This window comes from Kitasatospora sp. NPDC056446 (genome assembly GCF_042796115.1).
GTDB lineage: Bacteria > Actinomycetota > Actinomycetes > Streptomycetales > Streptomycetaceae > Kitasatospora.
Genome location: NZ_JBHTRF010000040.1, coordinates 50,380 through 73,165, shown reverse-complemented (window position 1 = coordinate 73,165; position 22,786 = coordinate 50,380). Strand labels below are relative to the sequence as shown.

The 22,786-nt window shown below is 74.5% G+C and carries 23 protein-coding genes and 1 riboswitch; of the genes, 9 read left to right on the top strand and 14 right to left on the bottom strand.

Annotation, left to right across the window (positions count from 1 at the left end; all coding sequences use genetic code 11):
* Nucleotides 1–139 precede the first annotated feature (139 nt).
* Complete coding sequence (locus tag ACFQ6N_RS24275; RefSeq protein ID WP_380652644.1) at nt 140–1,246, top strand: polyprenyl synthetase family protein; 1,107 nt, start codon at nt 140–142, stop codon at nt 1,244–1,246.
* 86 nt (nt 1,247–1,332) lie between these two features.
* Here ACFQ6N_RS24275 and thiE read toward each other — a convergent pair whose 3' ends face one another.
* From thiE to ACFQ6N_RS24260, 3 genes are read right to left on the bottom strand one after another with little or no spacing between them, the layout of a single operon-like run.
* Entirely contained in the window at nt 1,333–1,986 is a 654-nt protein-coding gene (gene thiE / locus ACFQ6N_RS24270; RefSeq protein ID WP_380652642.1) for a thiamine phosphate synthase, read from the bottom strand.
* On the bottom strand, nt 1,986–2,351 hold the full coding sequence (locus ACFQ6N_RS24265; protein ID WP_380652639.1) for an Rv2175c family DNA-binding protein: 366 nt from the start codon (nt 2,349–2,351) through the stop codon (nt 1,986–1,988). Before ACFQ6N_RS24265 ends, thiE begins: the two co-directional genes overlap by 1 nt.
* Nucleotides 2,352–2,392: 41 nt before the next feature.
* Entirely contained in the window at nt 2,393–3,601 is a 1,209-nt protein-coding gene (locus tag ACFQ6N_RS24260) for an NAD(P)/FAD-dependent oxidoreductase (protein WP_380652636.1), read from the bottom strand.
* Nucleotides 3,602–3,768: 167 nt separating this feature from the next.
* Nucleotides 3,769–3,881, top strand: a riboswitch (TPP riboswitch).
* Between ACFQ6N_RS24260 and thiO the strand changes: the two genes are divergently transcribed.
* The 4 genes from thiO (at nt 3,876) to pknB (ending at nt 8,043) form a co-directional block, all read left to right on the top strand.
* Nucleotides 3,876–5,063: a glycine oxidase ThiO gene (gene thiO / locus ACFQ6N_RS24255; protein ID WP_380652633.1), complete on the top strand. Its 1,188-nt coding sequence runs from the start codon at nt 3,876–3,878 to the stop codon at nt 5,061–5,063. (Overlaps the previous riboswitch by 6 nt.)
* Nucleotides 5,060–5,347, top strand: a complete 288-nt coding sequence (gene thiS / locus ACFQ6N_RS24250) for a sulfur carrier protein ThiS (protein ID WP_380652631.1) — start codon at nt 5,060–5,062, stop codon at nt 5,345–5,347. Before thiO ends, thiS begins: the two co-directional genes overlap by 4 nt.
* A gap of 1 nt (nt 5,348) precedes the next feature.
* Entirely contained in the window at nt 5,349–6,146 is a 798-nt protein-coding gene (locus ACFQ6N_RS24245; RefSeq protein ID WP_380652628.1) for a thiazole synthase, read from the top strand.
* A gap of 118 nt (nt 6,147–6,264) precedes the next feature.
* The gene (gene pknB / locus ACFQ6N_RS24240; RefSeq protein WP_380652680.1) at nt 6,265–8,043 is read left to right on the top strand and encodes a Stk1 family PASTA domain-containing Ser/Thr kinase; all 1,779 of its coding nucleotides are present in this window, start codon (nt 6,265–6,267) and stop codon (nt 8,041–8,043) included.
* A gap of 46 nt (nt 8,044–8,089) precedes the next feature.
* On the opposite strand, the gene ACFQ6N_RS24235 is transcribed toward pknB, so the two are convergent.
* The gene (locus ACFQ6N_RS24235) at nt 8,090–8,719 is read right to left on the bottom strand and encodes a sulfite oxidase-like oxidoreductase (RefSeq protein WP_380652625.1); all 630 of its coding nucleotides are present in this window, start codon (nt 8,717–8,719) and stop codon (nt 8,090–8,092) included.
* A 229-nt stretch (nt 8,720–8,948) separates the two neighbouring features.
* Between ACFQ6N_RS24235 and bfr the strand changes: the two genes are divergently transcribed.
* Nucleotides 8,949–9,428 carry a bacterioferritin gene (gene bfr / locus ACFQ6N_RS24230; RefSeq protein ID WP_030239990.1) on the top strand — a complete coding sequence of 160 codons (480 nt, stop codon included), beginning with the start codon at nt 8,949–8,951 and terminating at the stop codon, nt 9,426–9,428.
* An 18-nt stretch (nt 9,429–9,446) separates the two neighbouring features.
* On the opposite strand, the gene ACFQ6N_RS24225 is transcribed toward bfr, so the two are convergent.
* Both ACFQ6N_RS24225 and ACFQ6N_RS24220 read right to left on the bottom strand, forming a co-directional pair.
* Complete coding sequence (locus ACFQ6N_RS24225) at nt 9,447–9,770, bottom strand: bacterioferritin-associated ferredoxin (protein WP_380652622.1); 324 nt, start codon at nt 9,768–9,770, stop codon at nt 9,447–9,449.
* A 173-nt stretch (nt 9,771–9,943) separates the two neighbouring features.
* Nucleotides 9,944–11,293: a class II 3-deoxy-7-phosphoheptulonate synthase gene (locus ACFQ6N_RS24220; RefSeq protein WP_380652619.1), complete on the bottom strand. Its 1,350-nt coding sequence runs from the start codon at nt 11,291–11,293 to the stop codon at nt 9,944–9,946.
* Between the two features lie 301 nt (nt 11,294–11,594).
* Between ACFQ6N_RS24220 and ACFQ6N_RS24215 the strand changes: the two genes are divergently transcribed.
* A complete protein-coding gene (locus tag ACFQ6N_RS24215; protein ID WP_380652617.1) occupies nt 11,595–13,532 on the top strand; it encodes an anthranilate synthase family protein in 1,938 nt (645 codons plus the stop codon).
* Nucleotides 13,533–13,587: 55 nt separating this feature from the next.
* On the opposite strand, the gene ACFQ6N_RS24210 is transcribed toward ACFQ6N_RS24215, so the two are convergent.
* From ACFQ6N_RS24210 to ACFQ6N_RS24200, 3 genes are read right to left on the bottom strand one after another with little or no spacing between them, the layout of a single operon-like run.
* Nucleotides 13,588–14,268: a response regulator gene (locus ACFQ6N_RS24210; protein WP_380652614.1), complete on the bottom strand. Its 681-nt coding sequence runs from the start codon at nt 14,266–14,268 to the stop codon at nt 13,588–13,590.
* The gene (gene macS, locus ACFQ6N_RS24205; protein WP_380652612.1) at nt 14,268–15,482 is read right to left on the bottom strand and encodes a MacS family sensor histidine kinase; all 1,215 of its coding nucleotides are present in this window, start codon (nt 15,480–15,482) and stop codon (nt 14,268–14,270) included. Before macS ends, ACFQ6N_RS24210 begins: the two co-directional genes overlap by 1 nt.
* 29 nt (nt 15,483–15,511) lie before the next feature.
* The gene (locus tag ACFQ6N_RS24200; RefSeq protein ID WP_380652676.1) at nt 15,512–16,354 is read right to left on the bottom strand and encodes a lysophospholipid acyltransferase family protein; all 843 of its coding nucleotides are present in this window, start codon (nt 16,352–16,354) and stop codon (nt 15,512–15,514) included.
* Nucleotides 16,355–16,544: 190 nt separating this feature from the next.
* Between ACFQ6N_RS24200 and ACFQ6N_RS24195 the strand changes: the two genes are divergently transcribed.
* Nucleotides 16,545–17,339, top strand: a complete 795-nt coding sequence (locus ACFQ6N_RS24195; protein WP_380652609.1) for an alpha/beta hydrolase — start codon at nt 16,545–16,547, stop codon at nt 17,337–17,339.
* Between the two features lie 10 nt (nt 17,340–17,349).
* Complete coding sequence (locus tag ACFQ6N_RS24190) at nt 17,350–18,117, top strand: hypothetical protein (RefSeq protein WP_380652607.1); 768 nt, start codon at nt 17,350–17,352, stop codon at nt 18,115–18,117.
* Here ACFQ6N_RS24190 and ACFQ6N_RS24185 read toward each other — a convergent pair.
* The 5 genes from ACFQ6N_RS24185 to ACFQ6N_RS24165 form a co-directional block, all read right to left on the bottom strand.
* Nucleotides 18,114–18,977 (bottom strand): endonuclease/exonuclease/phosphatase family protein, encoded by an 864-nt coding sequence (locus tag ACFQ6N_RS24185; RefSeq protein WP_380652604.1) that lies wholly within the window; start codon nt 18,975–18,977, stop codon nt 18,114–18,116. The two genes, ACFQ6N_RS24190 and ACFQ6N_RS24185, sit on opposite strands and share 4 nt — an antisense overlap.
* A 163-nt stretch (nt 18,978–19,140) precedes the next feature.
* Nucleotides 19,141–20,088 (bottom strand): ROK family glucokinase, encoded by a 948-nt coding sequence (locus ACFQ6N_RS24180; protein ID WP_380652601.1) that lies wholly within the window; start codon nt 20,086–20,088, stop codon nt 19,141–19,143.
* Between the two features lie 192 nt (nt 20,089–20,280).
* The gene (locus ACFQ6N_RS24175; RefSeq protein WP_380652598.1) at nt 20,281–20,748 is read right to left on the bottom strand and encodes a DUF5304 family protein; all 468 of its coding nucleotides are present in this window, start codon (nt 20,746–20,748) and stop codon (nt 20,281–20,283) included.
* Nucleotides 20,749–20,858: 110 nt separating this feature from the next.
* Complete coding sequence (locus ACFQ6N_RS24170; RefSeq protein WP_380652596.1) at nt 20,859–22,031, bottom strand: ArsA family ATPase; 1,173 nt, start codon at nt 22,029–22,031, stop codon at nt 20,859–20,861.
* Between the two features lie 25 nt (nt 22,032–22,056).
* Nucleotides 22,057–22,491 carry an SRPBCC family protein gene (locus tag ACFQ6N_RS24165; RefSeq protein ID WP_380652594.1) on the bottom strand — a complete coding sequence of 145 codons (435 nt, stop codon included), beginning with the start codon at nt 22,489–22,491 and terminating at the stop codon, nt 22,057–22,059.
* Nucleotides 22,492–22,786 lie beyond the last annotated feature (295 nt).

Sequence of the window (22,786 nt, the reverse complement as noted above, 5' to 3'; positions counted from 1 at the left end):
CGGCGAAAACACCGCACCGATCGTGCGACGACCGCCCGGCACCGCCCCGGGGCGGTGTGCCGCCGGGGCCCGATCGCACGCCCGTTCCCAGTCGCCCCGCTACGCTTGCTGCACCCCAGACAACCAGCGGAGCCCCATCGTGACCTCGTCCAGCACCCGGCCTGCCAACCCCATTGACGTGGAGGACGTCCGCACACGCGTCAACACCGCGCTCGCCGCGTTCATGGACGGCCAGTGCGCACTGCTCGGCGCGATCTCGCCCCAGCTGGTCCCGGCCGCCGACGCCCTGCGCGACTTCCTGCTGGACGGCGGCAAGCGGCTGCGCCCGGCCTTCTGCTACTGGGGCTGGCGCGCCGCCGGCGGGCCGGCCGACGGCGAGGGGATCGCCAACGCGGCCGCCGCCCTGGAGCTGCTCCAGGCGAGCGCCCTGGTGCACGACGACCTGATGGACCGCAGCGACACCCGCCGCGGCCTGCCCTCGATCCACCGCCGCTTCGAGGCCCTGCACCGCGACAGCGGCTGGCGCGGCGACCGCGAGCAGTACGGCGCCTCGGCCGCGGTGCTGCTCGGCGACCTGCTGCTGATCTGGTGCGACGAGCTGTTCCTGCGCTCGGGCCTGGAGCCCGCCGCCGTCCTGGCCGCCAAGCCCGCGTTCGACCTGATGCGCACCGAGGTCATGCTCGGCCAGTACCTGGACGTGCTGGAGCCGGTGGCCGGCGACTCCGCGGACGAGGGCGCGCTGGACCGCGCGCAGACCGTGCTGCACTACAAGTCCGCCAAGTACACGATCGAGCGGCCGCTCCAGGTCGGCGCGCTGCTGGCCGGGGCCGGGCCGGAGCTGGTCCGGGCACTCGGGGCGTTCGGGCTGCCGCTGGGCGAGGCCTTCCAGCTGCGGGACGACCTGCTGGGCGTCTTCGGGGACCCTGCCGTCACCGGCAAGCCGGCCGGGGACGACCTGCGCGAGGGCAAGCGCACCCTGCTGGTCGCGCACGCGATGCGCGGCCTGCCCGCCGCCGACGCCCGGCACCTGGACCGGCGGCTCGGCGCGCCGGACCTGGCGCCCGAGGAGGTCGAAGGGCTGCGCGGGCTGGTCGCCCGCAGCGGCGCGCCCGAGCTGGTCGAGCACCGGATCGAGGAGCTGATGCGGCAGTCCCTGGCCGCGCTGGAGGCGGCGCCGCTCGCGGACGGGCAGGCCCGTGGGGTGCTGCTGGCACTGGCCGAGGCCGCCACCGTCCGCAAGTACTGAGGGACGGCGACGGCCTCGTGGGCAGTGCTCGCGGGCGGGGCCCGGGGTGTCCCTGAGGGCGGCCTCCGGGGCCGCCCCTGGGGAGGTCAGAGCGCCGCGCGCACCCGGCGGGACAGCTCGGCGGCGGCGGCCCGCGGGTCCGCCGCGGCGGTGAGGGCCCGGACCACGACGATCCGGCGGGCGCCGGCGGCCAGCACCTCGTCCAGGTTGCCGAGGTCGATCCCGCCGATGGCGAACCACGGCCGGTCGGTGGCCTGCTTCGCCGCGTACGAGACCAGGCCCAGGCCCGGCGCCGGGCGGCCCGGCTTGGTCGGGGTCGGCCAGACCGGGCCGGTGCAGAAGTAGTCCACCCCGGGCTCGGCGAGCGCCGCGTCCACCTCGGACTCGGCGTGGCAGGACCGGCCGATCAGGACGTCCTCGCCGAGGATCGCCCGGGCGGCCGGCACCGGCAGGTCGTCCTGGCCGAGGTGCAGCACGTCCGGCCGGGCCGCGTGGGCGACGTCGGCACGGTCGTTGACGGCCAGCAGCTTGCCGTGGCGGCGGCAGGCGTCCGCGAAGACCTCCAGGGCCGCCAGCTCCTGCTTGGCCTCCAGGCCCTTGTCACGCAGCTGGACGATGTCCACCCCGCCCGCCAGCGCCTCGTCGAGGAACTCGGCGAGGTCGCCCTGCTCCCGACGGGCGTCCGTGCACAGGTAGAGGCACGCGTCCGCCAGGCGGGCGCGCAGCGTGTCCGCCGCCATCAGATCAGCATCGCCTGGGCGCGGCGCTTGACCTCGGTGCCCCGGTTCTCCTGCAGCGCCTGGATCGGGCTGCCGGGCAGCGACGGGTCCTCGGTGAAGAGCCACTCCAGGATCTCCGCGTCGTTGTACCCGCAGTCGCGCAGCACGGTCAGGGTGCCGGACAGGTGCTTGACCAGGCCCGGACCGTCGATGAATGCCGCAGGGACCTGCAGCGACTTGTTCGGGCCCCGACGGACGGCGATCAGGCCGCCGCTCTTGACCAGGTCACGCACCTCGGTGACCCGCACCCCCCACTGCTCCGAGATGTCGGGGAGGTACATCCACTCGGTGACCAGGGCTTCAATCTTGCTTTCGATCTCGCTCACCCCACCAGACTGCCACCTCCGCGGCCCGCCGCGCACCAGACCTACCCCGCGACCGCCGACTTCAGCGGCACCGAGGGGTCCGCCGCCCGGGCCGGGTCCAGCGCCGTACCACTCCCGATCAGCTTCCGCCCCTGGGTGAGGTCGCGCGGCCGGTCCACGGTCAGCAGCGCGCTCGGCACCCCGTCGCGCAGCCACAGCACCGTCCAGGAGGCGTCCTGCGGGCCGCCGCGCCACAGCGGTTCGTCGCCCTCGGCGTGCCGGCCGGCGTACTGGACCATCCGCCCGAACTGCTCGGACCAGAAGTACGGCACCGGGTCGTACGCGGGGGCGTCCGCGCCGAGGACGGCGGCGGCCGCCGCCTCGCCGGACTGCAGCGCGTGATCCCAGTGCTGGACGGCCAGCCGGGCGCCGGAGCGGGCCGAGGGGTAGCCGACGCAGTCGCCGGCCGCGAACACCCCGGGCAGGCCGGTGCGCAGGTGCGCGTCCACCACGACGGCGCCGGTCCCGTCCAGCTCGACGCCGGAGCCGGCCAGCCAGCCGGTCGCGGGCCGGGCCCCGATGCCGACCACCACCTCGTCGGCGGGCAGGTGCGAGCCGTCCGCCAGCAGCACCGCGCCGGGCTCCACGGCGGCCACCCCGACCCCGCAGCGCAGGTCGACACCCGCCTCGGCGTACCAGGCGGCCATCGCCGAGCCGATCGCGGTCGGCAGCGCGCCGGGCAGCGGCGCCGGGCCCGCCTCGACCACGGTCACCTCGCAGCCCGCCTCGCGGGCCGCGGTGGACACCTCGGCGCCGATCCAGCCCGCGCCGACCAGCACCAGCCGCAGGCCCGGGCGCAGCAGGGCGCGCAGCGCCAGCGCGTCGTCCAGGGTGTGCAGCAGGTGGGCCCGCTCGGCGCCGGGCAGGGCGCGCGGGACGGCACCGGTGGCGATCACCAGCGAGCCGTACGGGAGGTCCCCGCCGTCGGTGTGCAGCACGCCGGGGGTGAGGCCGGTCGCGCGGCAGCCGGTGCGGACCTCGATGCCGAGGTGCCCGTAGTCGATGTCCAGGGTGGTGCTGTCGCTCTTGCCGAGCAGGACGTCCTTGGAGAGCGGCGGGCGGTCGTACGGCGCGTGCGGCTCCTCGCCGACCAGCACGATCCGCCCCCGCCAGCCGCCCTGCCGCAGCTTCAGGGCGCACTGCGCCCCGGCCAGCCCGGCTCCGACGACGACCACCTGATCCGTTGCGTTCAGCTCTGCCACGCCCGTCACTGTACTCAGCGCCGCCGGGCCGCCCGGGGGCCGTCCACCCCTCGTACCGCCCTCCTCCGCCGCCCCGCCCGCAGCGGGCGCCGCCCCTGCCCCGCCGCGCCCCCGGCCCTGCCCCGTCCACCCTTCGTACGGCCCTTCGGCCCCGCCGGGCCACGGCGTTATGGTGGGGGCACCATCACGGGAGCCCGGCGGACCGGGCTGAGAGGCGGGCTGGCACGGCCTGCGACCGTCCGAACCTGATCCGGGTCATACCGGCGAAGGGAGAAGAGCGGCTTTGACACGCTTGCTACCAGACGCCCGTGCCGACGTCCTGGTGATCGGCGGGGGCATCATCGGCCTCGCCGTCGCCTGGCGGACGGCGCAGCGCGGGCTGCGGACCGTCGTGGTCGACCCCTCCCCCGGCGACGGGGCGGGCCGGGTCGCGGCCGGGATGCTCGCCCCGGTCACCGAGCTCCAGTACGGCGAGGAGCCGCTGCTGCGCCTCGGCGTGGCCTCCAACCGGCGGTACGCGGACTTCGCCGCCGAGCTGGCCGAGGCGAGCGGCGGACTGGACACCGGCTACCGCGCCTGCGGCACGATCGCCGTCGCCCTGGACTCCGACGACCGCGCGGAACTGCGCGAACTGCACGCCTTCCACCTGCGGCTGGGCCTGGACTCGACCTGGCTGACCGGCCGGGAGGCCCGCAAGCTGGAGCCGATGCTGGCCCCCGGCGTCCGCGGCGGACTGCACGTCGCGGACGACCACCAGGTGGACCCGCGGCGGCTGCTGACCGCGCTGCTGCCGGCCGGCGAGCGCGCGGGCGTCACCGTCCGCCGGGCCGGGGCGGTGGAGCTGCTGGTCGAGGGCGGCCGCGCGGTCGGCGCCCGGCTGAGCACCGGGGAGTCCGTCGGCGCCGACCAGGTGGTCCTCGCCGCCGGCCCGCACAGCCACCGGCTGCCGGGCCTGCCCGAGGGCGTGCTGCCCGCGGTCCGCCCGGTCAAGGGGCAGGTGCTGCGGCTGCGCGTCCCCGATGCCTACCGGCCGTTCCTCTCCCGCAACGTCCGCGCCGTCGTGCGCGGCGGGCACCTCTACCTGGTGCCCCGGGAGAACGGTGAGCTGGTGATCGGCGCGACCACCGAGGAGCAGGGCTACGACACCACGGTCACCGCCGGCGGGGTCTACGAACTCCTGCGCGACGCCCATGAGTTGGTCCCGGGCATCACCGAGCTCCCGCTGCTGGAGACCTCGGCCGGCCTGCGCCCCGGCTCGCCCGACAACGCCCCGCTGCTCGGCCCGACCGCACTGCCCGGACTGGTCGCCGCCACCGGCCACTACCGCAACGGCGTGCTGCTCACCCCGGTCACCGCCGACCTGGTCTCCGAGTACCTCGCCACCGGCGAACTCCCGGAACTGGCGCAGCCGTTCAGCCCTACCCGGTTCTCCCCCGACTCCGCCCGCTCCACCACGAAGGCCCTGGCATGACCGAGACCGCACCGACCGAGCCCACACCCGCCGAGACCGCACCCGCCGCACAGACCGGGGCCGCGCCCGCCGCACCGGCCGGGATCGCGCTGACCGTCAACGGCGAACCCCGCACGCTGCCCGCCGCGACCACCCTCGCCGAGCTGGTGGCGACCGTGAGCCGGGCCAACACCGGCGTCGCCGCCGCCCTCAACGAGGCCGTGGTGCCCCGCAGTTCGTGGTCCGCGACACCGCTGGCCGGCGGCGACCGGGTCGAGATCCTCACCGCCGTACAGGGAGGCTGAGATGGCCGACGACCTGCTGACCATCGCCGGGACGACCTTCTCCTCCCGGCTGATCATGGGCACCGGCGGCGCGCCGAGCCTGGAGGTCCTGGAGCGCGCGCTGCTCGCCTCCGGCACCGAGCTGACCACGGTCGCGATGCGCCGGGTCGACGCCGGCACCCAGGGCTCCGTCCTGGACGTGCTGACCCGCAACGGCATCCGCGTCCTGCCCAACACGGCCGGCTGCTTCACCGCCGGCGAGGCCGTGCTCACCGCCCGCCTGGCCCGGGAGGCGCTCGGCACCGACTGGGTGAAGCTGGAGGTGATCGCCGACGAGCGCACCCTCCTGCCGGACCCGATCGAGCTGCTGGACGCCGCCGAGACCCTGGTCGACGACGGCTTCACGGTACTGCCGTACACCAACGACGACCCGGTGCTGGCCCGCAAACTGGAGGACGTCGGCTGCGCCGCGATCATGCCGCTGGGCTCGCCGATCGGCTCCGGCCTGGGCATCCGCAACCCGCACAACTTCCAGCTGATCGTGGAGGGCGCGGGCGTCCCGGTGGTCCTGGACGCGGGCGCCGGCACCGCCTCCGACGTCGCGCTGGCGATGGAGCTCGGCTGCTCCGCGGTGATGCTCGCCTCCGCGGTGACCCGGGCTCAGGACCCGGTGCTGATGGCCGAGGCGATGCGGCACGCCACCGAGGCCGGCCGGCTCGCCCACCGGGCCGGCCGCATCCCGCGCCGGTTCCACGCCGAGGCCTCCTCCGCGATGGCCGGCCGGGCCGACCTGGACACCCGGGAGCGGCCCGCGTTCTGACGCCCGCCCTCCGCGGCCCGGCCGTGCCCGGCGTGTCACAAGCCGGGCACAGCCGGGCCCGGCCCGGGGCCGTCCGGGTCCGGCCGCACGGCCCGGCACTAGACTCGCCCGGGTGGACATGGCACTGCACGACCCCCTGATCGGCGCCCTGCTCGACAACCGGTACCGGGTCGAGCAGCGCATCGCCACCGGCGGGATGTCCACCGTCTACAAGGGCACCGACACCCGGCTGGACCGGGTGGTCGCCCTCAAGGTGATGCACCCCGCGCTGGCCGGCGACGAGGGCTTCACCGCCCGATTCATCCGCGAGGCCAAGGCCGTCGCCAAGCTGGCCCACCCCAACGTGGTCAACGTCTTCGACCAGGGCGCGGACGGCGGGAACGTCTTCCTCGCCATGGAGTACGTGCCCGGCCGCACCCTGCGCGACCTGCTGCGCGACCGCGGCGCGCTGTCCGTCCGGGCCGCGCTGGACGTCCTGGAGCCGGTGCTCGCCGCCCTCGGCGCCGCCCACCGGGCCGGGCTGGTGCACCGCGACGTCAAGCCGGAGAACGTGCTGATCACCGAGGACGGCCTGGTCAAGGTCGCCGACTTCGGCCTGGTCCGGGTGCTCGGCACCGCCGACGGCGCGCCGACCTCGACCAGCACCGCCACCGGCGGCACGGTCATGGGCACCGTCTCCTACCTGGCCCCCGAGCAGATCCTCCCGGACGCCCCCACCGACCAGCGGGTCGACGTCTACGCGGCCGGCATCCTGCTGTACGAGATGCTCACCGGGCGCCGCCCGCACACCGGCGACAACCCCGTCCAGGTCATGTACAAGCACCTGCACGAGAACGTCCCCGCCCCCTCGCTGACCGCCCCCGCCGTCGGCCCCGAGCTGGACGCCATAGTGGCCGACGCCTGCGCCCGGGCCGCCGACGCCCGTCCGTACGACGCGGTCGAGCTGCTCGCCGTCCTCCAGCGGGTCCGCCGCACCCTCACCCCGGCCGAGCTGGACGCCGAGCCGCCGGCCTCCACCCGGCCCAGCCCGCGCTACCCGACCAGCGAGCCGACCTCGGTGATCCGGTCGCTGCCGCGGCCCGCCGACGCCCGGGAGCCGGAGCCCACCAGCGTGCTGGACGTGCCGCCGGAGCTGCTGGACCAGCTGCTCACCGAGCCGCGCCCGTACGACGAGCCGGCCCCGGTGCGCGAGCGCCGGCCCGGCCCGCTGCGCCGGATCCCCCGCAGGGCGCTGATCTGGGCCGCCGCGCTGACCGCGCTGCTGCTGGCGGTCGGCGGCGCGACCTACGGCCTGTCCGAGGGGCTGTACGGCTCGGTGCCCGGGGTGCTCGGCAAGGACCGGGCCGAGGCCCAGCGGATCCTGGACAAGGAGGGCCTGCACGGGAAGTTCGTCGACGCGTTCAGCGAGTCCGTACCGTCCGGGCAGGTGGTCTCCACCGACCCCGGGGTGGGCGCGCGCACCCGCCGCAGCGACAGCATCACCGTCACCGTCTCCAAGGGCCCCAAGCGGATCGCCGTCCCGGACCTCACCGGCAGGACCGCCGCCGACGCCGCCGCGGCCCTGGCCGGCGCCCAGCTGACCAAGGGCGGCGTCACCGAGACGTACGACGACGTGGTGCCGCAGGGCTCGGTGATCAGCAGCTCACCGGCGGCCGGGCAGCAGCTGCAGGAGAACTCCGCGGTGTCGCTGGTGGTCAGCAAGGGCATGGTGCCGGTGCCGGACGTCACCGGGCTGACCAAGGACGAAGCGCAGAAGGCGCTCCAGGCGGCGGGCTTCACGATGCAGACCACCGGCTGGGACGTGTTCGGCGCGGTCAAGGTGTCCGGCCAGTCCCCGGCGGCGGGCGAGCGGCGGCCGCAGCGCAGCGCCGTGACGGTCAGGTTCTCGCTCTTCTAGGACCGACCGGCCCGGGCGGGGCGGGGCGGGGCGGGGCGGGCGGGCTCTACCGCAGCGGCCCGTCGCCCGGTTCCTCCTGGTAGGAGTAGCGCTGTTCGCGCCAGGGGTCGGCGAGGTTGTGGTAGCCGCGCTCCTCCCAGAAGCCGCGCCGGTCGGCCCGCATGTACTCGACCGCGCGGACCCATTTGGGGCCCTTCCAGGCGTACAGCTGCGGCACGACCAGCCGGACCGGGAAGCCGTGCTCGGCGGTCAGCGCCTCGCCGTTGCGGTGGGTGGCGAGCAGGGTGCGCGGGTCGGCGAAGTCGGCCAGTCGGAGGTTGGCGCTGTAGCCGTACTCGGCCCAGACCATCACATGGGTGACGCCGGGGGCCGGGGGCACCAGGTCGAGCACGGCGGCGGCCGACACGCCGGTCCACTCGTTGCCGAGCACCGTGAATTTGGTGACGCAGTGCAGGTCCGCGACGACGCTGGTGCGCGGCAGGGCGCCGAAGGACTCGAAGTCCCAGCTGTGCTTCTCCGCCGAGGCGGTGGCGCCGAACACCTGGAGATCCCAGGTCAGCGGCTTGAAGCGGGGTACCGGACCGTAGTGCAGGGCGGGCCAGCCGCGCTGTACGCGCTGGCCCGGGGGGAGCCTCGGGTCAGACGACGGAAGTGGTTCGTGATTGGACTGACCCATGGATCCATGGTGACAGACGGCGGACAGGCCCCGGCGCGCGCCCCTTTGGCGCGCGTTCACGCCCCGCCCGTACGGGCCAACGGTCGATCGTGCACCCGTACAGTTCCGCCTAAATCGGGTATTCCGACACATGTCCTAGTGAGTGTGAACTTACTGGAAATTCTTCCCGTCACGGTGCCAGGATGCCCAGCGCAGGCCCCACCCCAGGACGAGCGCAGGAGGCACCACCATGCAGGGCGATCCCGAGGTCATCGAATTCCTCAACGAGCAGCTCACCGCCGAGCTGACCGCGATCAACCAGTACTTCCTGCACGCGAAGATGCAGGAGAACTTCGGCTGGACGAAGCTCGCCAAGTACACCCGGCACGAGTCCTTCGACGAGATGAAGCACGCCGAGACGCTCACCGACCGGATCCTGTTCCTGGACGGGCTGCCCAACTACCAGCGGCTGTTCCACGTCCGGATCGGCCAGACGGTCAAGGAGATGTTCGAGGCCGACCGCCAGGTCGAGGTCGAGGCGATCGACCGGCTCAAGCGCGGGATCGTGGTGATGCGGGCCAAGAACGACGTCACCTCGGCGAACATCTTCGAGGACATCCTGGCCGACGAGGAGCACCACATCGACTACCTCGACACCCAGCTGGAACTCCTGGAGAAGCTCGGCGAGGCGCTCTACCTCGCCCAGCTCATCGAGCAGCCGGAGTCCTGAGCCGCGCGGCGGCGGACCTCAGGCCACCCGCAGCGGGAGCACCGGGGCGATCGGCGCGACCGGTGCGGTCGGCGCCGCGACCGGGGCCGCCGCCTGGTCGGCGGCCGACCCGGGCTGCGGCTGGAGCTCGGGCTCGGCCAGGCCGAGCTTCGCGGCCAGCCGGGCGGTCGGGCAGGGCCGGGCGCCGTGCTCGCCGAGCAGCGCCTGGATCCGGCGCACGCAGGACCCGCAGTCGGTGCCGGCCTTGCAGCCCTTCGCTATCTGGCGGGGGGTGTCGGCACCCCCGTCGATCGCCTTCTTCACCTGGTCCTCGGTGACCGCATGGCACATGCACACGTACATCGCGGTATCTCCCGGGGTGAAGCGCGGAGTGGATCTTGACTAAGGCTTGCCTTAGTTCACTAAGCCTCACCTTACCCGGCGATCCGGGTACGAAAAAGCCCCTCCGGGTTCGGGGACCCCGAATCCGGAGGGGCTTTCGTCACATCAGGCCCGGCCCGAGGGCCGGCGGAGGCTCACTGCCCCCGGTACATCTCCGCGACCAGGAACGCGAGGTCCAGCGACTGGCTGCGGTTGAGCCGCGGGTCGCAGGCCGTCTCGTAGCGCTGGTGCAGGTCGTCCACCAGGACCTCGTCGCCGCCGCCGACGCACTCGGTGACGTCGTCACCGGTCAGCTCCACGTGGATGCCGCCCGGGTGGGTGCCGAGCGCGCGGTGCACCTCGAAGAAGCCCCTGACCTCGTCCAGGACGTCGTCGAAGCGGCGGGTCTTGTGCCCGCTGGAGGCCTCGAAGGTGTTGCCGTGCATCGGGTCGGAGATCCACACCGGCTTGGCGCCGGAGGCGGTGACCTTCTCCACCAGGGCGGGCAGGTGCTCGCGGATCTTGCCGGCGCCCATCCGGGTGATGAAGGTCAGCCGGCCGGGCTCGCGCTCCGGGTCCAGCTTCTCGATCAGGGCGAGCGCCTCGTCGACCGAGGTGGTCGGACCGAGCTTGACGCCGATCGGGTTGCGGACCTTCGAGGCGAACTCGATGTGCGCGTGGTCCAGCTGGCGGGTGCGCTCGCCGATCCACACCATGTGGCCGGAGACGTCGTACAGCTCGCCGGTGCGCGAGTCCACGCGGGTCAGCGCGGTCTCGTAGTCGAGGATCAGCGCCTCGTGCGAGGAGAAGAACTCGACCGCCTTGAACTCCTCCGGCACCACGCCGCAGGCGTTCATGAACGCCAGGGCGTTGTCGATCTCCCGGGCGAGCTGCTCGTAGCGCTGGCCGGCCGGCGAGTTCCGGACGAAGTCCTGGTTCCAGGCGTGCACCTGGCGCAGGTCGGCGTAGCCACCGGTGGTGAACGCGCGCACCAGGTTGAGCGTCGCGGCGGACGCGTTGTACATCCGCTTCAGGCGCTCGGGGTCCGGGAGCCGGGACTCGGGGGTGAAGTCGAAGCCGTTCACCGAGTCGCCCCGGTAGACCGGCAGGGTCACGCCGTCGCGGGTCTCGGTCGACTTGGAGCGCGGCTTGGAGTACTGGCCGGCGATCCGGCCGACCTTCACCACCGGCACCGAGGCGGCGTACGTGAGCACGGCCGCCATCTGCAGCAGGGTCTTCAGCTTGTTGCGGATGTGCTCCGCCGAGACACCGTCGAAGGCCTCGGCACAGTCACCACCCTGGAGGAGGAACGCCTCCCCGCGCGCCACGGCTCCGAGCCGGGCGCGCAGCTGGTCGCACTCACCGGCGAAGACGAGCGGCGGATACGAGGCGAGCTCGGCAAGGGTCTTGCGCAGAGCCTCTTGATCCGGCCATTCAGGCTGCTGCGCCGCGGGCAGGGACTGCCAGGAGTGGGCAGTCCTCGATGTCTCAGTCGTAGCGGTCACACCGCCAAGGCTACGGGGTGACACGGCCGCTCCGTGACCATTGCCCGATGGGTGAGACACATCTCGGACAAATGCGTGACCAGCCTCACCCGTCCCGCCTGATCCGCTACTCTCGAACCCATGCACGCGCACCACAACCACTCCTGGTGGTGGGCCTCCCCCGATGGCGGCCCACCGATCGCGCGTTCCTAAACGAACACGACGGCCGCCCCCCGGGGCGGCCGTCGGCGTCTGAGCAGACGGCCCTCCGGGAGCGGATCCTGCACCGCCCCCGCCATCCATCCGGAAGGAAGCCGTCCTCATGGCCACCGCCATCGACCTGCTCACCCGTCTCACCGCCCCCGGCGCCCCCGCCTTCGCCCTGCTGCACCGCCGCACCCCCCGGCTCGCCCCGGACACCGTCGAGGTCCTGCTGGGCAGCGTCGACAGCTACGAGCGCCTCGCCGACCTCCCGGTGCGCAGCGGTGTCCCAGCCGACGGCACACCGGTGCACGACCTGCTCGCGCTCGTCCCGTACCAACAGATCCGCGAGCGCGGCTTCGAGGCGCACGACGACGGCACACCGCTACAGGCCCTCTCGGTCGCCGAGCAGCACGTCCTCCCGTTGGCCGAATTCACCGCCGCCCTGCCGTACCTGCCGGTCGCACTCGCCGGCGGCGCGTTCGACGTGGACGACGACGCGTACGCCGCGATCGTCCGCCGGGTGATCAAGGACGAGATCGGCAACGGCGAAGGCGCCAACTTCGTGATCCGGCGCGACTTCCACGCCACGCTGGAGGACTACTCGCCCGCCCTCGCGCTGACCCTCTTCCGGCGGCTGCTGGAGCAGGAGCGCGGCGCCTACTGGACCTTCCTGGTGCACACCGGCGAGCGGGTGCTGGTCGGCGCCTCCCCCGAGGTGCACGTCCGGCAGAGCGGCGGCACCGTCGTGATGAACCCGATCTCCGGCACCTACCGCTATCCGGCGGGCGGCTCCGACCTCGACTCGCTGCTCCAGTTCCTCCAGGACCCGAAGGAGTTGGAGGAGCTCACCATGGTGGTGGACGAGGAGCTCAAGATGATGTGCACGGTCGGCGACCTCGGCGGCCAGGTGCTCGGGCCCCGGCTCAAGGAGATGGCCCACCTCGCCCACACCGAGTACGAACTGCGCGGGCGCACCTCGCTGGACGTCCGCGACGTGCTCCGCGAGACGATGTTCGCCGCCACCGTCACCGGCAGCCCGGTCGAGAACGCCACCCGGGTCATCAAGCGCTACGAGCCCACCGGGCGCGGCTACTACTCCGGCGCGCTCGCCCTGATCGGACGCTCCGCCAGCGGCGGGCAGCTGATGGACTCGCCGATCTGCATCCGCACCGCCGACATCGACCCGGCCACCGGCCGGCTGGTCGTCCGGGTCGGCGCCACCCTGGTGCGCCACTCCGTCCCGGAGTCCGAGGTCGCCGAGACCCACGCCAAGGCCGCCGGCGTGCTCACCGCGATCGGCGCCCGGCCCGCGCCCGCCCGGCTGCCCCACCCCATCGGCCCCCGGCTCGCCGACAACCACCGGGTCCAGGCCGCCCTCGACGCCCGCCGGGCCGGCCTCGCGCCGTTCTGGCTGCGGATGCAGCAGCCGTCCCCGGTCACCGAGGCCGAGCCGACCCTGGTCGTGGACGGCGAGGACACCTTCACCTCGATGCTGTCCCACCTGCTCGGCTCGCTCGGCCACCAGGTGACGGTCGCCCGCTACGACGAGCCCGGGCTGCGCGCCCGGGTCGCCGCGCACCGCGGCCCGCTGGTGCTCGGCCCCGGCCCCGGCGACCCGGCCCTCGCCGACGACCCCAAGATGGCCGTGCTGCGGCCGATCGTCGCGGACGCCCTGGCCGCCGCCCGCTCCGGCGCCCGCACCGCGCCGCTGCTCGCGGTCTGCCTGAGCCACCAGCTGCTCTCCGCCGAGCTCGGGCTGGCCCTGGGCCGCAAGCCCGTCCCGTACCAGGGGGCGCAGGAGACCATCGACCTGTTCGGCAGCAAGCAGACGGTCGGCTTCTACAACGCCTTCACCGCGCGCTGCTCGGAGGCCGACGCGGCCCGGCTCGCCGCCGAGGGCGTCGAGGTCGCCCGGGACGCCGCCACCGGCGACGTCCACGCCCTGCGCGGGCCCGGCTTCGCGGGCCTCCAGTTCCACCCCGAGTCGGTCCTCACCCACGAGGGCGTGGACATCGTGGCGGGCCTGCTGCGCGCGGCGGCGGCCGTGCGGCGCTGAGGACGCGGGACGCTGATCGACGGGCCCCGGGCGGCGCGAACCGCCCGGGGCCCCGTCAGATCCCGTCGTCCAGGCCCTGCTCGATCGCGTACCGGACCAGCTCCACCCGGTTGTGCAGCTGGAGCTTGCCGAGCGTGTTCTGCACGTGGTTCTGCACCGTGCGGTGCGACAGCACCAGCCGGTCCGCGATCTGCCGGTACGACAGGCCCTTGGCGACCAGCCGCAGCACCTCCGTCTCCCGGGCGGTCAGCTGCGGGGCCGCCGGGGCCGAGGCCGGGGCGGGCTCGGAGGCCAGCCGGCGGAACTCGCCGAGCACCAGGCCGGCCAGGCCCGGGGTGAACACGGCGTCGCCGACGGCCGTGCGCCGCACCGCGTCCAGCAGTTCGTCCCGCCCGGCCGACTTCACCAGGTAGCCGGTCGCGCCGGACTTCACCGCCTCCAGCACGTCCTGGTGCTCCCCGCTGGCCGACAGCACCAGCACCCGTACCGCCGGGTCCTGCGCGACCACCTGGCGGCACACCTCGGCACCGGACAGGCCGGGCAGGTTGAGGTCCAGCACGACGACCTGCGGCGAGCAGGCGCGGGCGCGGCGGACGGCCTCCTCGCCGTCGCCCGCCGTGGCCACGACGTCCAGCCCGGCCTCGGCGAGGTCGCGCGAGACGGCGTCCCGCCACATCGGGTGGTCGTCCACGACCATCACCCGCACCGGCCGGTCGGTGGTCGGCTGATCCGTCATCAGTGGCCCTTCCTCGGAACGCGCAGTTCGACCTCGACGCCGTCCCCGGGCGCCGAGTACAGCTCGGCCGTACCGCCGAGGTCCAGCAGCCGGCCGCGGATGGACTGGGAGACGCCGAGCCGGCCCGCCCGCTCCGCCTCGCCGAGCCGCGCCGGGGCGAAGCCGGGGCCGTCGTCACGGATGCTGACCGTGACGGCCTCCGGCTCGTCCTCGACCAGGATCCAGGCCCGGGCGTCCGGCCCGGCGTGCCGGCGGACGTTGTCGACGGCCGCGCCGACCGCGGCGGCGAGTTCGCCCGCCGCCGGGGCGGACAGCAGCACCGGGGTGCCGGGGGCGGAGAGCGTGATCCGCTCGTCGGCGTACGGGCGCAGCAGCACGGTGAGATCACGCGGCTCGGCGGCCTCGGGGCCCTGCTGCCGCTGGGCCGGGATCGGACCGCCGGTCATCAGCGTCCGCAGCGCCCGCTCCTGTTCACCGGCCAGGCGGCCCAGCTCGGCGAAGTCCGCGCCGCCACCGGCGCCCCCGCCCCCGGGTCCGCCCAGCTCGGCGCCGCGCCGCTGGACCAGGGCGAGCACCTGCAGCACGCCGTCGTGGATGTCCCGGGAGAGCCGCTCGCGCTCCCGTCCGGCCGCCTCGACCTGGAGCGCCCTGGTGAGCGTCGCCTCGCTGGCCCGGGCCAGCTCGATCACGTAGCCGATCGCGCACCCGGCGACCAGCAGCAGCACGATGTTGTGGATGTTGTCGCCGGTCGGCCCGCCGTGGCCGAGGATGTTGGCGACGCCGATCACCGAGCCCGAGGCCGCCGCCGGGCGCCAGCCGCCCTTCGCGGCGCAGCCGAGGACCGTGCCGGCCGCCCAGATGGTGGGCAGGGTGGGAGCGCCGTGGCTGATCCGGGCCGGGGCGTCGGTCAGGCCGCTCATCACGATGCCGGTGACGACGAGGGTGAGGTCGACGGCCAGCAGGGACCAGGTCAGGCGCTGCGGGTTGGCGAAGGCCCGGACGGTGGCGACGGTCCAGAGGGTGAGCGCGCCCATGAAGATCCACCCGGCGACCGGGTGCAGGAAGTGCAGGTACGAGTTGGCGTACCGCAGCAGCGCGTAGCACAGGGCCAGCACCCGGAAGTAGGAGATCGCCTTCCAGAGCGGCAGCTCGACGGACATGCCGCCCGCCGCCACCGTCCCGCCGACCGCGCCGGATCCGCCGCCGTCCGCCATCCGCCCCTCCCCCGGGCCCGTCCGGGCCGTCAGGCCGACCCGGTCTCCTTGTCCGCGTCGGCCGGCTTCCCGGCCTTCCCGTCCTTCTCGGCGTCGGCCGGCTTCCCGTCCTTCTCGGCCTTCTCGGCCTCGGCGGCTTCCGCGGCCTCGGCCTTCTCCGCCTTGGCCGCCGCCCGGCGCTCGGCGTCGGCCTTCTTCTTGTCGTCGGCGATCTGCCGCTTGGCGGCGGTCGCGTAGATGTCCACGTACTCCTGGCCGGAGAGCCGCATGATCTCGTACATCACCTCGTCCGTCACCGAACGGAGGATGAAGCGGTCGTTCTCCATGCCGTGGTAGCGGGAGAAGTCCAGCGGGCGGCCGATCCGGATGCCGGGGCGGGTGCCGAAGTTCGGCACCACCTGGCCGGGCGGCTGCACCTTCTCGGTGTCGATCATGGCGACCGGGATCACCGGGGCGCCGGTGGCCAGCGCGACGCGGGCCAGGCCGCCGACCTTGCCGCGGTACAGCTTGCCGTCGGGCGAGCGGGTGCCCTCGGGGTAGACACCGAACAGCTCGCCGCGGTCCAGCACCGCGATGGCGCTGCGGATCGCGGCCTCGCCGGCGCCGCGCACACCCGAACGGTCCACCGGCAGCTGGCCGACGCCCTTGAAGAACGCGGCGGTCAGCCGGCCCTTGAGGCCCGGGGTGTTGAAGTACTCGGCCTTCGCGATGAAGGTGACCCGGCGCTTGATCAGCGCGGGGAAGAAGAACGAGTCCGAGAAGGACAGGTGGTTGCTCGCGATGATCGCCGCACCCTCGGTGGGGATGTTCTCCTCACCTTCGATCCACGGCCGGAAGAAGATCCGAAGCAGTGGCGCGACGATCATCTTCATCAGTCGGTAGAACAACCCGGGCCTCCTGTTATGCGGACCGGTCGATCCTAATGCCCCGCGGCCGCCCGCTGCGCCCGGCCCCGCCGAAGGGGGTGTACGTCCCGGCGCGGCGCGTGGGACGATGCGGATTCCAGCAGCTCCCCCTCCCGCGTTCCTCCCCCAGCGCCATCAGCCCGCGAAGGAGTCCGCCATGCCGTTGCTGCCCGGTGCCGAACCGTACCGCCACCGCGGCGGGCCGATCGGGGTACTGCTCTGCCACGGCTTCACCGGGTCGCCCCAGTCGCTGCGGCCGTGGGCCGAGGACCTGGCCGCCGCCGGGTACACCGTCTCGCTGCCGCTGCTGCCCGGTCACGGCACCCGCTGGCAGGACATGCAGCTCACCCGCTGGGAGGACTGGTACGCCGAGGTCGAGCGCGAGCTGCTGGCCCTCGCCGACGAGTGCGAGCAGGTCTACGTCTGCGCGCTGTCGATGGGCGGCGGGCTGGCGCTGCGGCTCGCCGCGCTGCACGGCCCGACGGTGTCCGGGCTGGTACTGGTCAACCCGTCGGTGCGCTCGGACACCCCCGCGAGTGTGCTGCTCCCGGTGCTGCGCCACCTCGTCCCGAGCGTGCCCGGGATCGCGAACGACATCGCCAAGGCCGGGGCGGCCGAGGTCGGCTACGACCGCACCCCGCTGCACGCCGCCTGGTCCCTGAGCCGGCTCTGGCGGGAGGTCCAGCAGCGGCTGCCGGAGGTGACCCAGCCGGTGCTGCTCTTCCACAGCCCGCAGGACCACGTCGTCTCCCCGGCCAACTCGGAACTGGTGCTGGCCCGGATATCCTCGACCGACGTGACGGAGCGGCTGTGCCAGCGCAGCTTCCACGTCGCGACGCTGGACCACGACGCGACGGAAATATTCGCGGCCGGCCAGGACTTCATCCGACGGCTGGCTTCCGCGCACACGGCGGGCGTCACCCGGGTCGAATCCGACGATCACCATGGCTGAAGGGCCGGAAGTGCACGAGAGCAGCACGGCGGGCGGCGGGGACGAGGCTCCCCGCGAGGACGGCGCGACGAAGGACGGCAGGGCGACGGGCGGCGGGGCCGAGGAGGCCGCCGCCCCGGGCGGCGCGGGCCCGGTGACACCCCCGCCTGCGAAGGACGCCGCTCAGGAGGCCGCCCAGGGCGCCGCTCAGGACGCCGCCGGGCCCGAGGCCCCCACCGGCACCCCCGCCGAGCCCCGCCCGCGCCGCGCGCCCGAGCGCAGCCAGGCCGAGCAGGACGAGATCTTCGCCGCCCTGGTCGCCCAGTTCGACGACCCGGTCGACCTCAACAACCCCAACTGGCCCGAGGTCGAGAACCTCCGCGCCCAGAACGAGCTCAAGGGCGGCCTCAAGGACGCCGGCGGCGGCCGCACCGACCCGGACGGCCTCGCCGACCTCGCCCCGCAGCCCCGCCCCCGCGCCGGCGGGCCGGTGCTGCCCGCCGCCGCCCCGGGCCCGCGCGACTTCGAGCTCGCCGAGGAGACCGACGAGGGCCACTTCGTCCCGCCGGAGCCCCCGCCGCTGCCCGAGGCCGACGTGACGGCCAAGTTCGCCTGGCTCGCCGTGCTCGGCGGCCCCGCGCTACTGCTGATCGACGCGGTGGTCTGGCGGGAGATCTCCGGCTGGCCCGCCTGGGTCGGGGTCACCGCCTTCCTGGGCGGTTTCGTCACCCTGGTCGCCCGGATGCGGGACCGCGACGAGGACGAGCCGGAGGACCCTGACAACGGCGCGGTCGTCTAGGACCTCTGGCCGCGGTCGTCCGGCCCGGGCGTTTCGCGGTCCTCGGGGATCTCCAGCACCGCGAGCACCGGCAGGTGGTCGGTGGCGGCCCGGAGGTCGGCCCCGGTGACACCGGGCAGCCCGTGCGGCACCCCGCAGCCGAGGACGGTGATCCCGGGCGTGGCGAAGACGGCGTCGATCCGCTGGTAGGGGCGTTCGGGTACGGAGGTGAACTCGCCGCCCCAGGGGGCGGTCGGGTAGCCGTCCTGGAGCCGCGAGGCCAGCAGCTGCCACCCCGGCCCGTCCGGGTGCTCGTTGAAGTCCCCTGCCAGGATGCCGTGTTCGGCGATCCCGAGCTGGTCGAGCAGCAGCTCGAACTGCCCGTGGCGCTCGGCGGGGTCCAGGCTGAGGTGGCAGCTGGTGAGCGTGAACGGCGCCGTGCCGGGCAGCCGCAGCAGCGCGGTGGCGAAGCCCCGGGCGTGCAGGCCGCGGGTCTTGGGCAGCAACCGGTCGTGCACGCCCAGCAGTTGTGCCGCGCCGGGCCGGCCGAGCAGCAGCGGGCCGGCGGCGGTGCGGCCGCCGCCGGCCAGGACGACCGTCCCGGTGCTGCGGGCCAGCCATCCGGCCTGGCCCTCGGGCCGCCAGTAGCGCGGGGACTCCTGGACGCAGACCAGGTCGGGCGCGCAGGCCCGGATCACCCGGGCCAGCGCCCGCCGGTCGTCCCGCAGCGAGCGGATGTTGTAGCTGAGCAGCCGCAGGCGGCGCGGGCCCGGGGGCGGCGGCTCGACGGCCGTTCCCCCGGCCGCGGCCGCACCGGCCGGATCCGCGCCTGCGCTGCTCTGGTCTGCCCTGCTCTGGTCTGCCCTGCTCGCGGCGGTCATCGTCCTCCCCTGTCCGTCGTCACCGGGCGCGGCCTCAACGGGCGCGTCCTCACCGGCTCCGACCGTACGCGGCGGCGCCGGGACGTGCGACGGCGGCGGCGCGTCCGGGGTCGGTCGGGGCCCGGTCGCACCGCCGCCGGCGGGCTTGGAAGGGGTGTGACTGCTACGCGGGGGTGCGGGCCAGGTCCGCCGCGCCGACGATGCCGGCGGCGGAGCCCATCGAGGCCAGCACGACCTCGGCGCGCGGACGGTGCACGCCACCGGTCAGGTAGTGCTCGAAGCTCTTGGCGACCGGGTCGAGCAGCAGGCGGCCGGAGTCGGAGACACCGCCGCCGAGCACGAAGACGCCCGGGTCGAACAGCGCGGCGAGGTCGGCCATGCCGCGGCCCAGCCAGTCGGCCAGCTCGGCGTAGCACTCCAGGGCGAGCGGGTCGCCCGCCTCGGCCGCCTCGGTGATGTGGATGCCGCGGATGGTCTCGGCGACGCCGTCGTTGAGGTCCAGCATCCGCCGGCCGCGCACCGGGTCGGCCGCCGCCTTCTCCCGGCCGTAGCGGCGCAGCGCCCGCCCGGAGCCGTACTGCTCCCAGCAGCCCTTGCCGCCGCAGCCGCACTGGAGGCCGTCCGGGACCATGTTGAGGTGGCCGATCTCGCCGGCCACGCCGAAGCGGCCGCGGTGCAGTCGGCCTTCCAGGACGATGCCGCCGCCGATGCCGGTGCCGACGGTGATCAGCACCATGTCCTGGTGGTCGGCCGCCGCGCCGAAGCGGAACTCGGCCCAGGCCGCGCAGTTGGCGTCGTTCTCGACCACCGCGGACAGGCCGGTGAGCTCCTCGATCCGGCCCCGGAGCGGCTCGTTCTCCCAGTCGATGTTGGGCGCGAAGATCACCGTGGAGCGGTTGCTGTCGACGAAGCCGGGGGCTCCGACGCCGACCGAGGTGACGCCGGGGTGCTGCTCCTTGAGTTCGCGCACGGCCTGCGCGATGGCGTCGACCGCCCACTGCGGGTCGGCCGGGGTGGGCACTCGCGTCCGGGCCAGGATCGCGCCCGCCTCGTCGACCACGCCTGCCGCGATCTTGGTCCCGCCGACATCGACGCCGATGGTCAGAGCCATGTGTCCCTCAGCTATTCACTCGTTCCCGCTGGACGGAACGCTACCGCCCAACCCGGCCCCCGTACACAACCTCGCATACATTATCCGAAGACAATTCCGGGACAACCGGGCCGGGATGCTTCAAAACTCGTATCTAATCTCCTTCTTCGTGACGCACGAGAGCAACGCGATCACCCTCCGAAAGTTACGGTTTCACTGCTTGGTGGACGGCTCGTCAGGCCCGTCGAGGTCGATCTTCTCGGTGGGCGCGCCCTGCCCGGCGGTCCAGCGCTGCTCCTGCCCGGTCACGGCGGCGCGGTAGGCGGCCAGCAGCTCGGCGCCCGCGGCGGCGATCCCGGAGCCGGCGGCGGCGAGGTGGGTGTAGACCTCCGGCTGCTGGGTGCGCAGGCGGTCGGCCAGCCCGGAGAGGGTGATCAGGGTGGTGGCACTGGTCTCCTGGGCCTTCTCGCCGAGCGCGGAGGCGAACCGGCGGACCTCGTCCACCAGCGGGCCCAGGTCCGACCCGAACGGGTGGTCCTGACCCCCGGCCCGGGCACCGTCCGGCCCGTCCGCGCGCCCGTCCGGCCCGTCCGCGTGTCCGCCCGTCGGCCCCTCGGTGGACGCGGCGGTCGGCCCGGTCCGGTCGCCGACGGGGTCGGTGCGGTCGTCGGTGCTGGTCATCGCGGGCGCCTCCTCAGCCGTGGCCGCACCCCGCGGCCCTCCGGCCCGACGCTACCCGACCGCCGTCCGGCCCCGGCCCCGCCGTCCGCCCCCGGGCCCCGGAGGGCCTGTCAGCCCTGCGGCCAGAGGGCCGGGTCGGGCGCGAACCGCACCGAGAGCACCCCGTCCTGGAGCCCCGCGCCGGCCACCGTGCAGCGGCGCAGCGCGGAGGGCAGGGTGAGCACCCGGCGGTGGGTGCCGAGGCCGACCACCAGGTCGTCGCCCCGGCGGACCAGGTCCAGTTCGGCGCGCTCGGCGCCCGGCAGGTCGAGGTGCCAGACCAGCAGGCCGTCCTCGGCGAGCAGGTCCTCGACGGTCCACGGCACCGGCGCGAGCCGCTCCGGCCCGGGGCCGTCCCCGTACAGGCGGTCGGCGACGGCCTCCAGGGTCGCGTCGGCCAGGCCGGTGACCAGGACGGGGGCGTCCGTCTCGGCGGCGAGCCCGGCCAGCTCCTCCTGCCGGCGGCGGGCCAGTGCGGCCAGCCAGGGGTCGGGCGAGGCCGCGGCCTCCTCGGGCAGCACACCGTGCACGACCACGGCGTCCGGCCGGTACCCGTACAGCGCGAGCCCGGCCCGGATCCGGCGCAACTCCCGGTACGGGTGACCGTCGGCGGGGACGACCAGGCGGACGCTGGTACCGGGGTCGGTGAGCGCGGCGAGGGACTCGGCGAGCGCCGCGGCGGCCTTGCCCCGCCCCTCGTACAGCCACTCGGCGGGCATCGGGACGCCGGCCAGTCCGGCCAGCAGCGGGCGCAGCGCCCGGGCCGCCTGCCGCTGCTCGGGGACGAGCCGGTCCAGGTAGCGCGCCAGCTGCTCGGGCAGGGCGAGGGTGCCGATCAGCTCGGCGGGCGCCGGGGCGAGCACGACCAGGACGTCCTGGTCGGCGGCGGGCAGGGCGCGCAGCAGGGCGAGCCGGGCGATGCCGGGGAGGGCGGTGAGCTCCTCGGGGTCGAGCTGTTCGGCGCCGAGCAGGTCGAGGGCGGGCTTGAGCCGGCCGGTGAGCTCGCCGACGGCGTAGCGGAAGGCCGCCTGCTCGTCGATCCGGGAGACGGTCAGGCCCGGTGCGTAGCTCAGCGGTTCGGGCTCCAGCCGGGTCCCGAGGACGGAGTCCAGCGCGCGGTGCGGGTCGTCGGCCGCCAGCAGCCAGGTGCGGTGGCCGCGCTTGGCGGCGTGCAGGGCGGTGGCGGCGGCCACCGCGGGCGCGCCCGCGTCGCCGCTGACCAGGATGGTGCGTGTCGCCGTCATGCCGTCGGCCCCCGTTCCGCTGTGCTCAGCCCTCGACGCGCTTCTTCAGCCCGGCCAGGGCGCGGTCGATGATGACCTTCTCGGCCTTGCGCTTGATCATGCCGAGCATCGGGATCTTGACGTCCACGGCGAGCTGGTAGGTCACCTCGGTGCGGCCGCCGGAGAGCGGGGCGAGGGTGTACGAGCCGTCCAGCGAGCGGAGCATCTGGCTGCGGACGAGGGTCCAGCGGACCTCGCGGTCGCCGTCCCAGGTGTAGGCGAGGACGTGGTCGTCGCGGATCGCGCCGGCGTCCAGCAGCAGTCGGACCTGGGTGGCGCGGCCGTCCTCGCCCGTCTCCAGGGTCTCGATCTCCTTGACCTCCCCGGTCCACGCCGGGTAGGCGGCGAAGTCGGCGATCACGGCCATGACCGTGGCCGGGGTGGCGTCGATGGTGATGCTCGACCTGGTGTGCTCCGCCATGGAATGGCCCTCCGCGTCGTCCCTCTGCCTGCCGGTCCGGCCGGGGCGCGCTCGGCCCGGTCCGCCCGGAGCAGGCTATCGCGACCGGCGATCGACCCGACGGCGCGGGCGGCACCCGTCAACACCGGATCGGAACCCCGGAGGCGAGCGGGCGGGCCGCAGCCCCGAGCCGAAGGGGCGCGCCGGCACCGAAAGGGAGAGCGCGAGGGAGCGACGAAGGAGCGAGGGAGCGCCGACCGTCGGCACCGGACGAGAAGCGCCCCGGAGGCGAGCGGGCGAGCAACAGCGCATGCTA

Coding starts and splice junctions, on each gene's coding strand:
- ACFQ6N_RS24210 (WP_380652614.1), bottom strand. CDS start 14,268: ATGACGGATCAGCCGACCACCGACCGGCCGGTGCGGGTGATGGTCGTG.
- thiS (WP_380652631.1), top strand. CDS start 5,060: ATGACCGAGACCGCACCGACCGAGCCCACACCCGCCGAGACCGCACCC.
- ACFQ6N_RS24195 (WP_380652609.1), top strand. CDS start 16,545: ATGCCGTTGCTGCCCGGTGCCGAACCGTACCGCCACCGCGGCGGGCCG.
- ACFQ6N_RS24215 (WP_380652617.1), top strand. CDS start 11,595: ATGGCCACCGCCATCGACCTGCTCACCCGTCTCACCGCCCCCGGCGCC.
- ACFQ6N_RS24185 (WP_380652604.1), bottom strand. CDS start 18,977: ATGACCGCCGCGAGCAGGGCAGACCAGAGCAGGGCAGACCAGAGCAGC.
- ACFQ6N_RS24235 (WP_380652625.1), bottom strand. CDS start 8,719: ATGGGTCAGTCCAATCACGAACCACTTCCGTCGTCTGACCCGAGGCTC.
- thiE (WP_380652642.1), bottom strand. CDS start 1,986: ATGGCGGCGGACACGCTGCGCGCCCGCCTGGCGGACGCGTGCCTCTAC.
- ACFQ6N_RS24245 (WP_380652628.1), top strand. CDS start 5,349: ATGGCCGACGACCTGCTGACCATCGCCGGGACGACCTTCTCCTCCCGG.
- ACFQ6N_RS24225 (WP_380652622.1), bottom strand. CDS start 9,770: ATGTACGTGTGCATGTGCCATGCGGTCACCGAGGACCAGGTGAAGAAG.
- ACFQ6N_RS24200 (WP_380652676.1), bottom strand. CDS start 16,354: ATGAAGATGATCGTCGCGCCACTGCTTCGGATCTTCTTCCGGCCGTGG.
- bfr (WP_030239990.1), top strand. CDS start 8,949: ATGCAGGGCGATCCCGAGGTCATCGAATTCCTCAACGAGCAGCTCACC.
- ACFQ6N_RS24175 (WP_380652598.1), bottom strand. CDS start 20,748: ATGACCAGCACCGACGACCGCACCGACCCCGTCGGCGACCGGACCGGG.
- ACFQ6N_RS24180 (WP_380652601.1), bottom strand. CDS start 20,088: ATGGCTCTGACCATCGGCGTCGATGTCGGCGGGACCAAGATCGCGGCA.
- ACFQ6N_RS24165 (WP_380652594.1), bottom strand. CDS start 22,491: ATGGCGGAGCACACCAGGTCGAGCATCACCATCGACGCCACCCCGGCC.
- macS (WP_380652612.1), bottom strand. CDS start 15,482: ATGGCGGACGGCGGCGGATCCGGCGCGGTCGGCGGGACGGTGGCGGCG.
- pknB (WP_380652680.1), top strand. CDS start 6,265: ATGGCACTGCACGACCCCCTGATCGGCGCCCTGCTCGACAACCGGTAC.
- ACFQ6N_RS24170 (WP_380652596.1), bottom strand. CDS start 22,031: ATGACGGCGACACGCACCATCCTGGTCAGCGGCGACGCGGGCGCGCCC.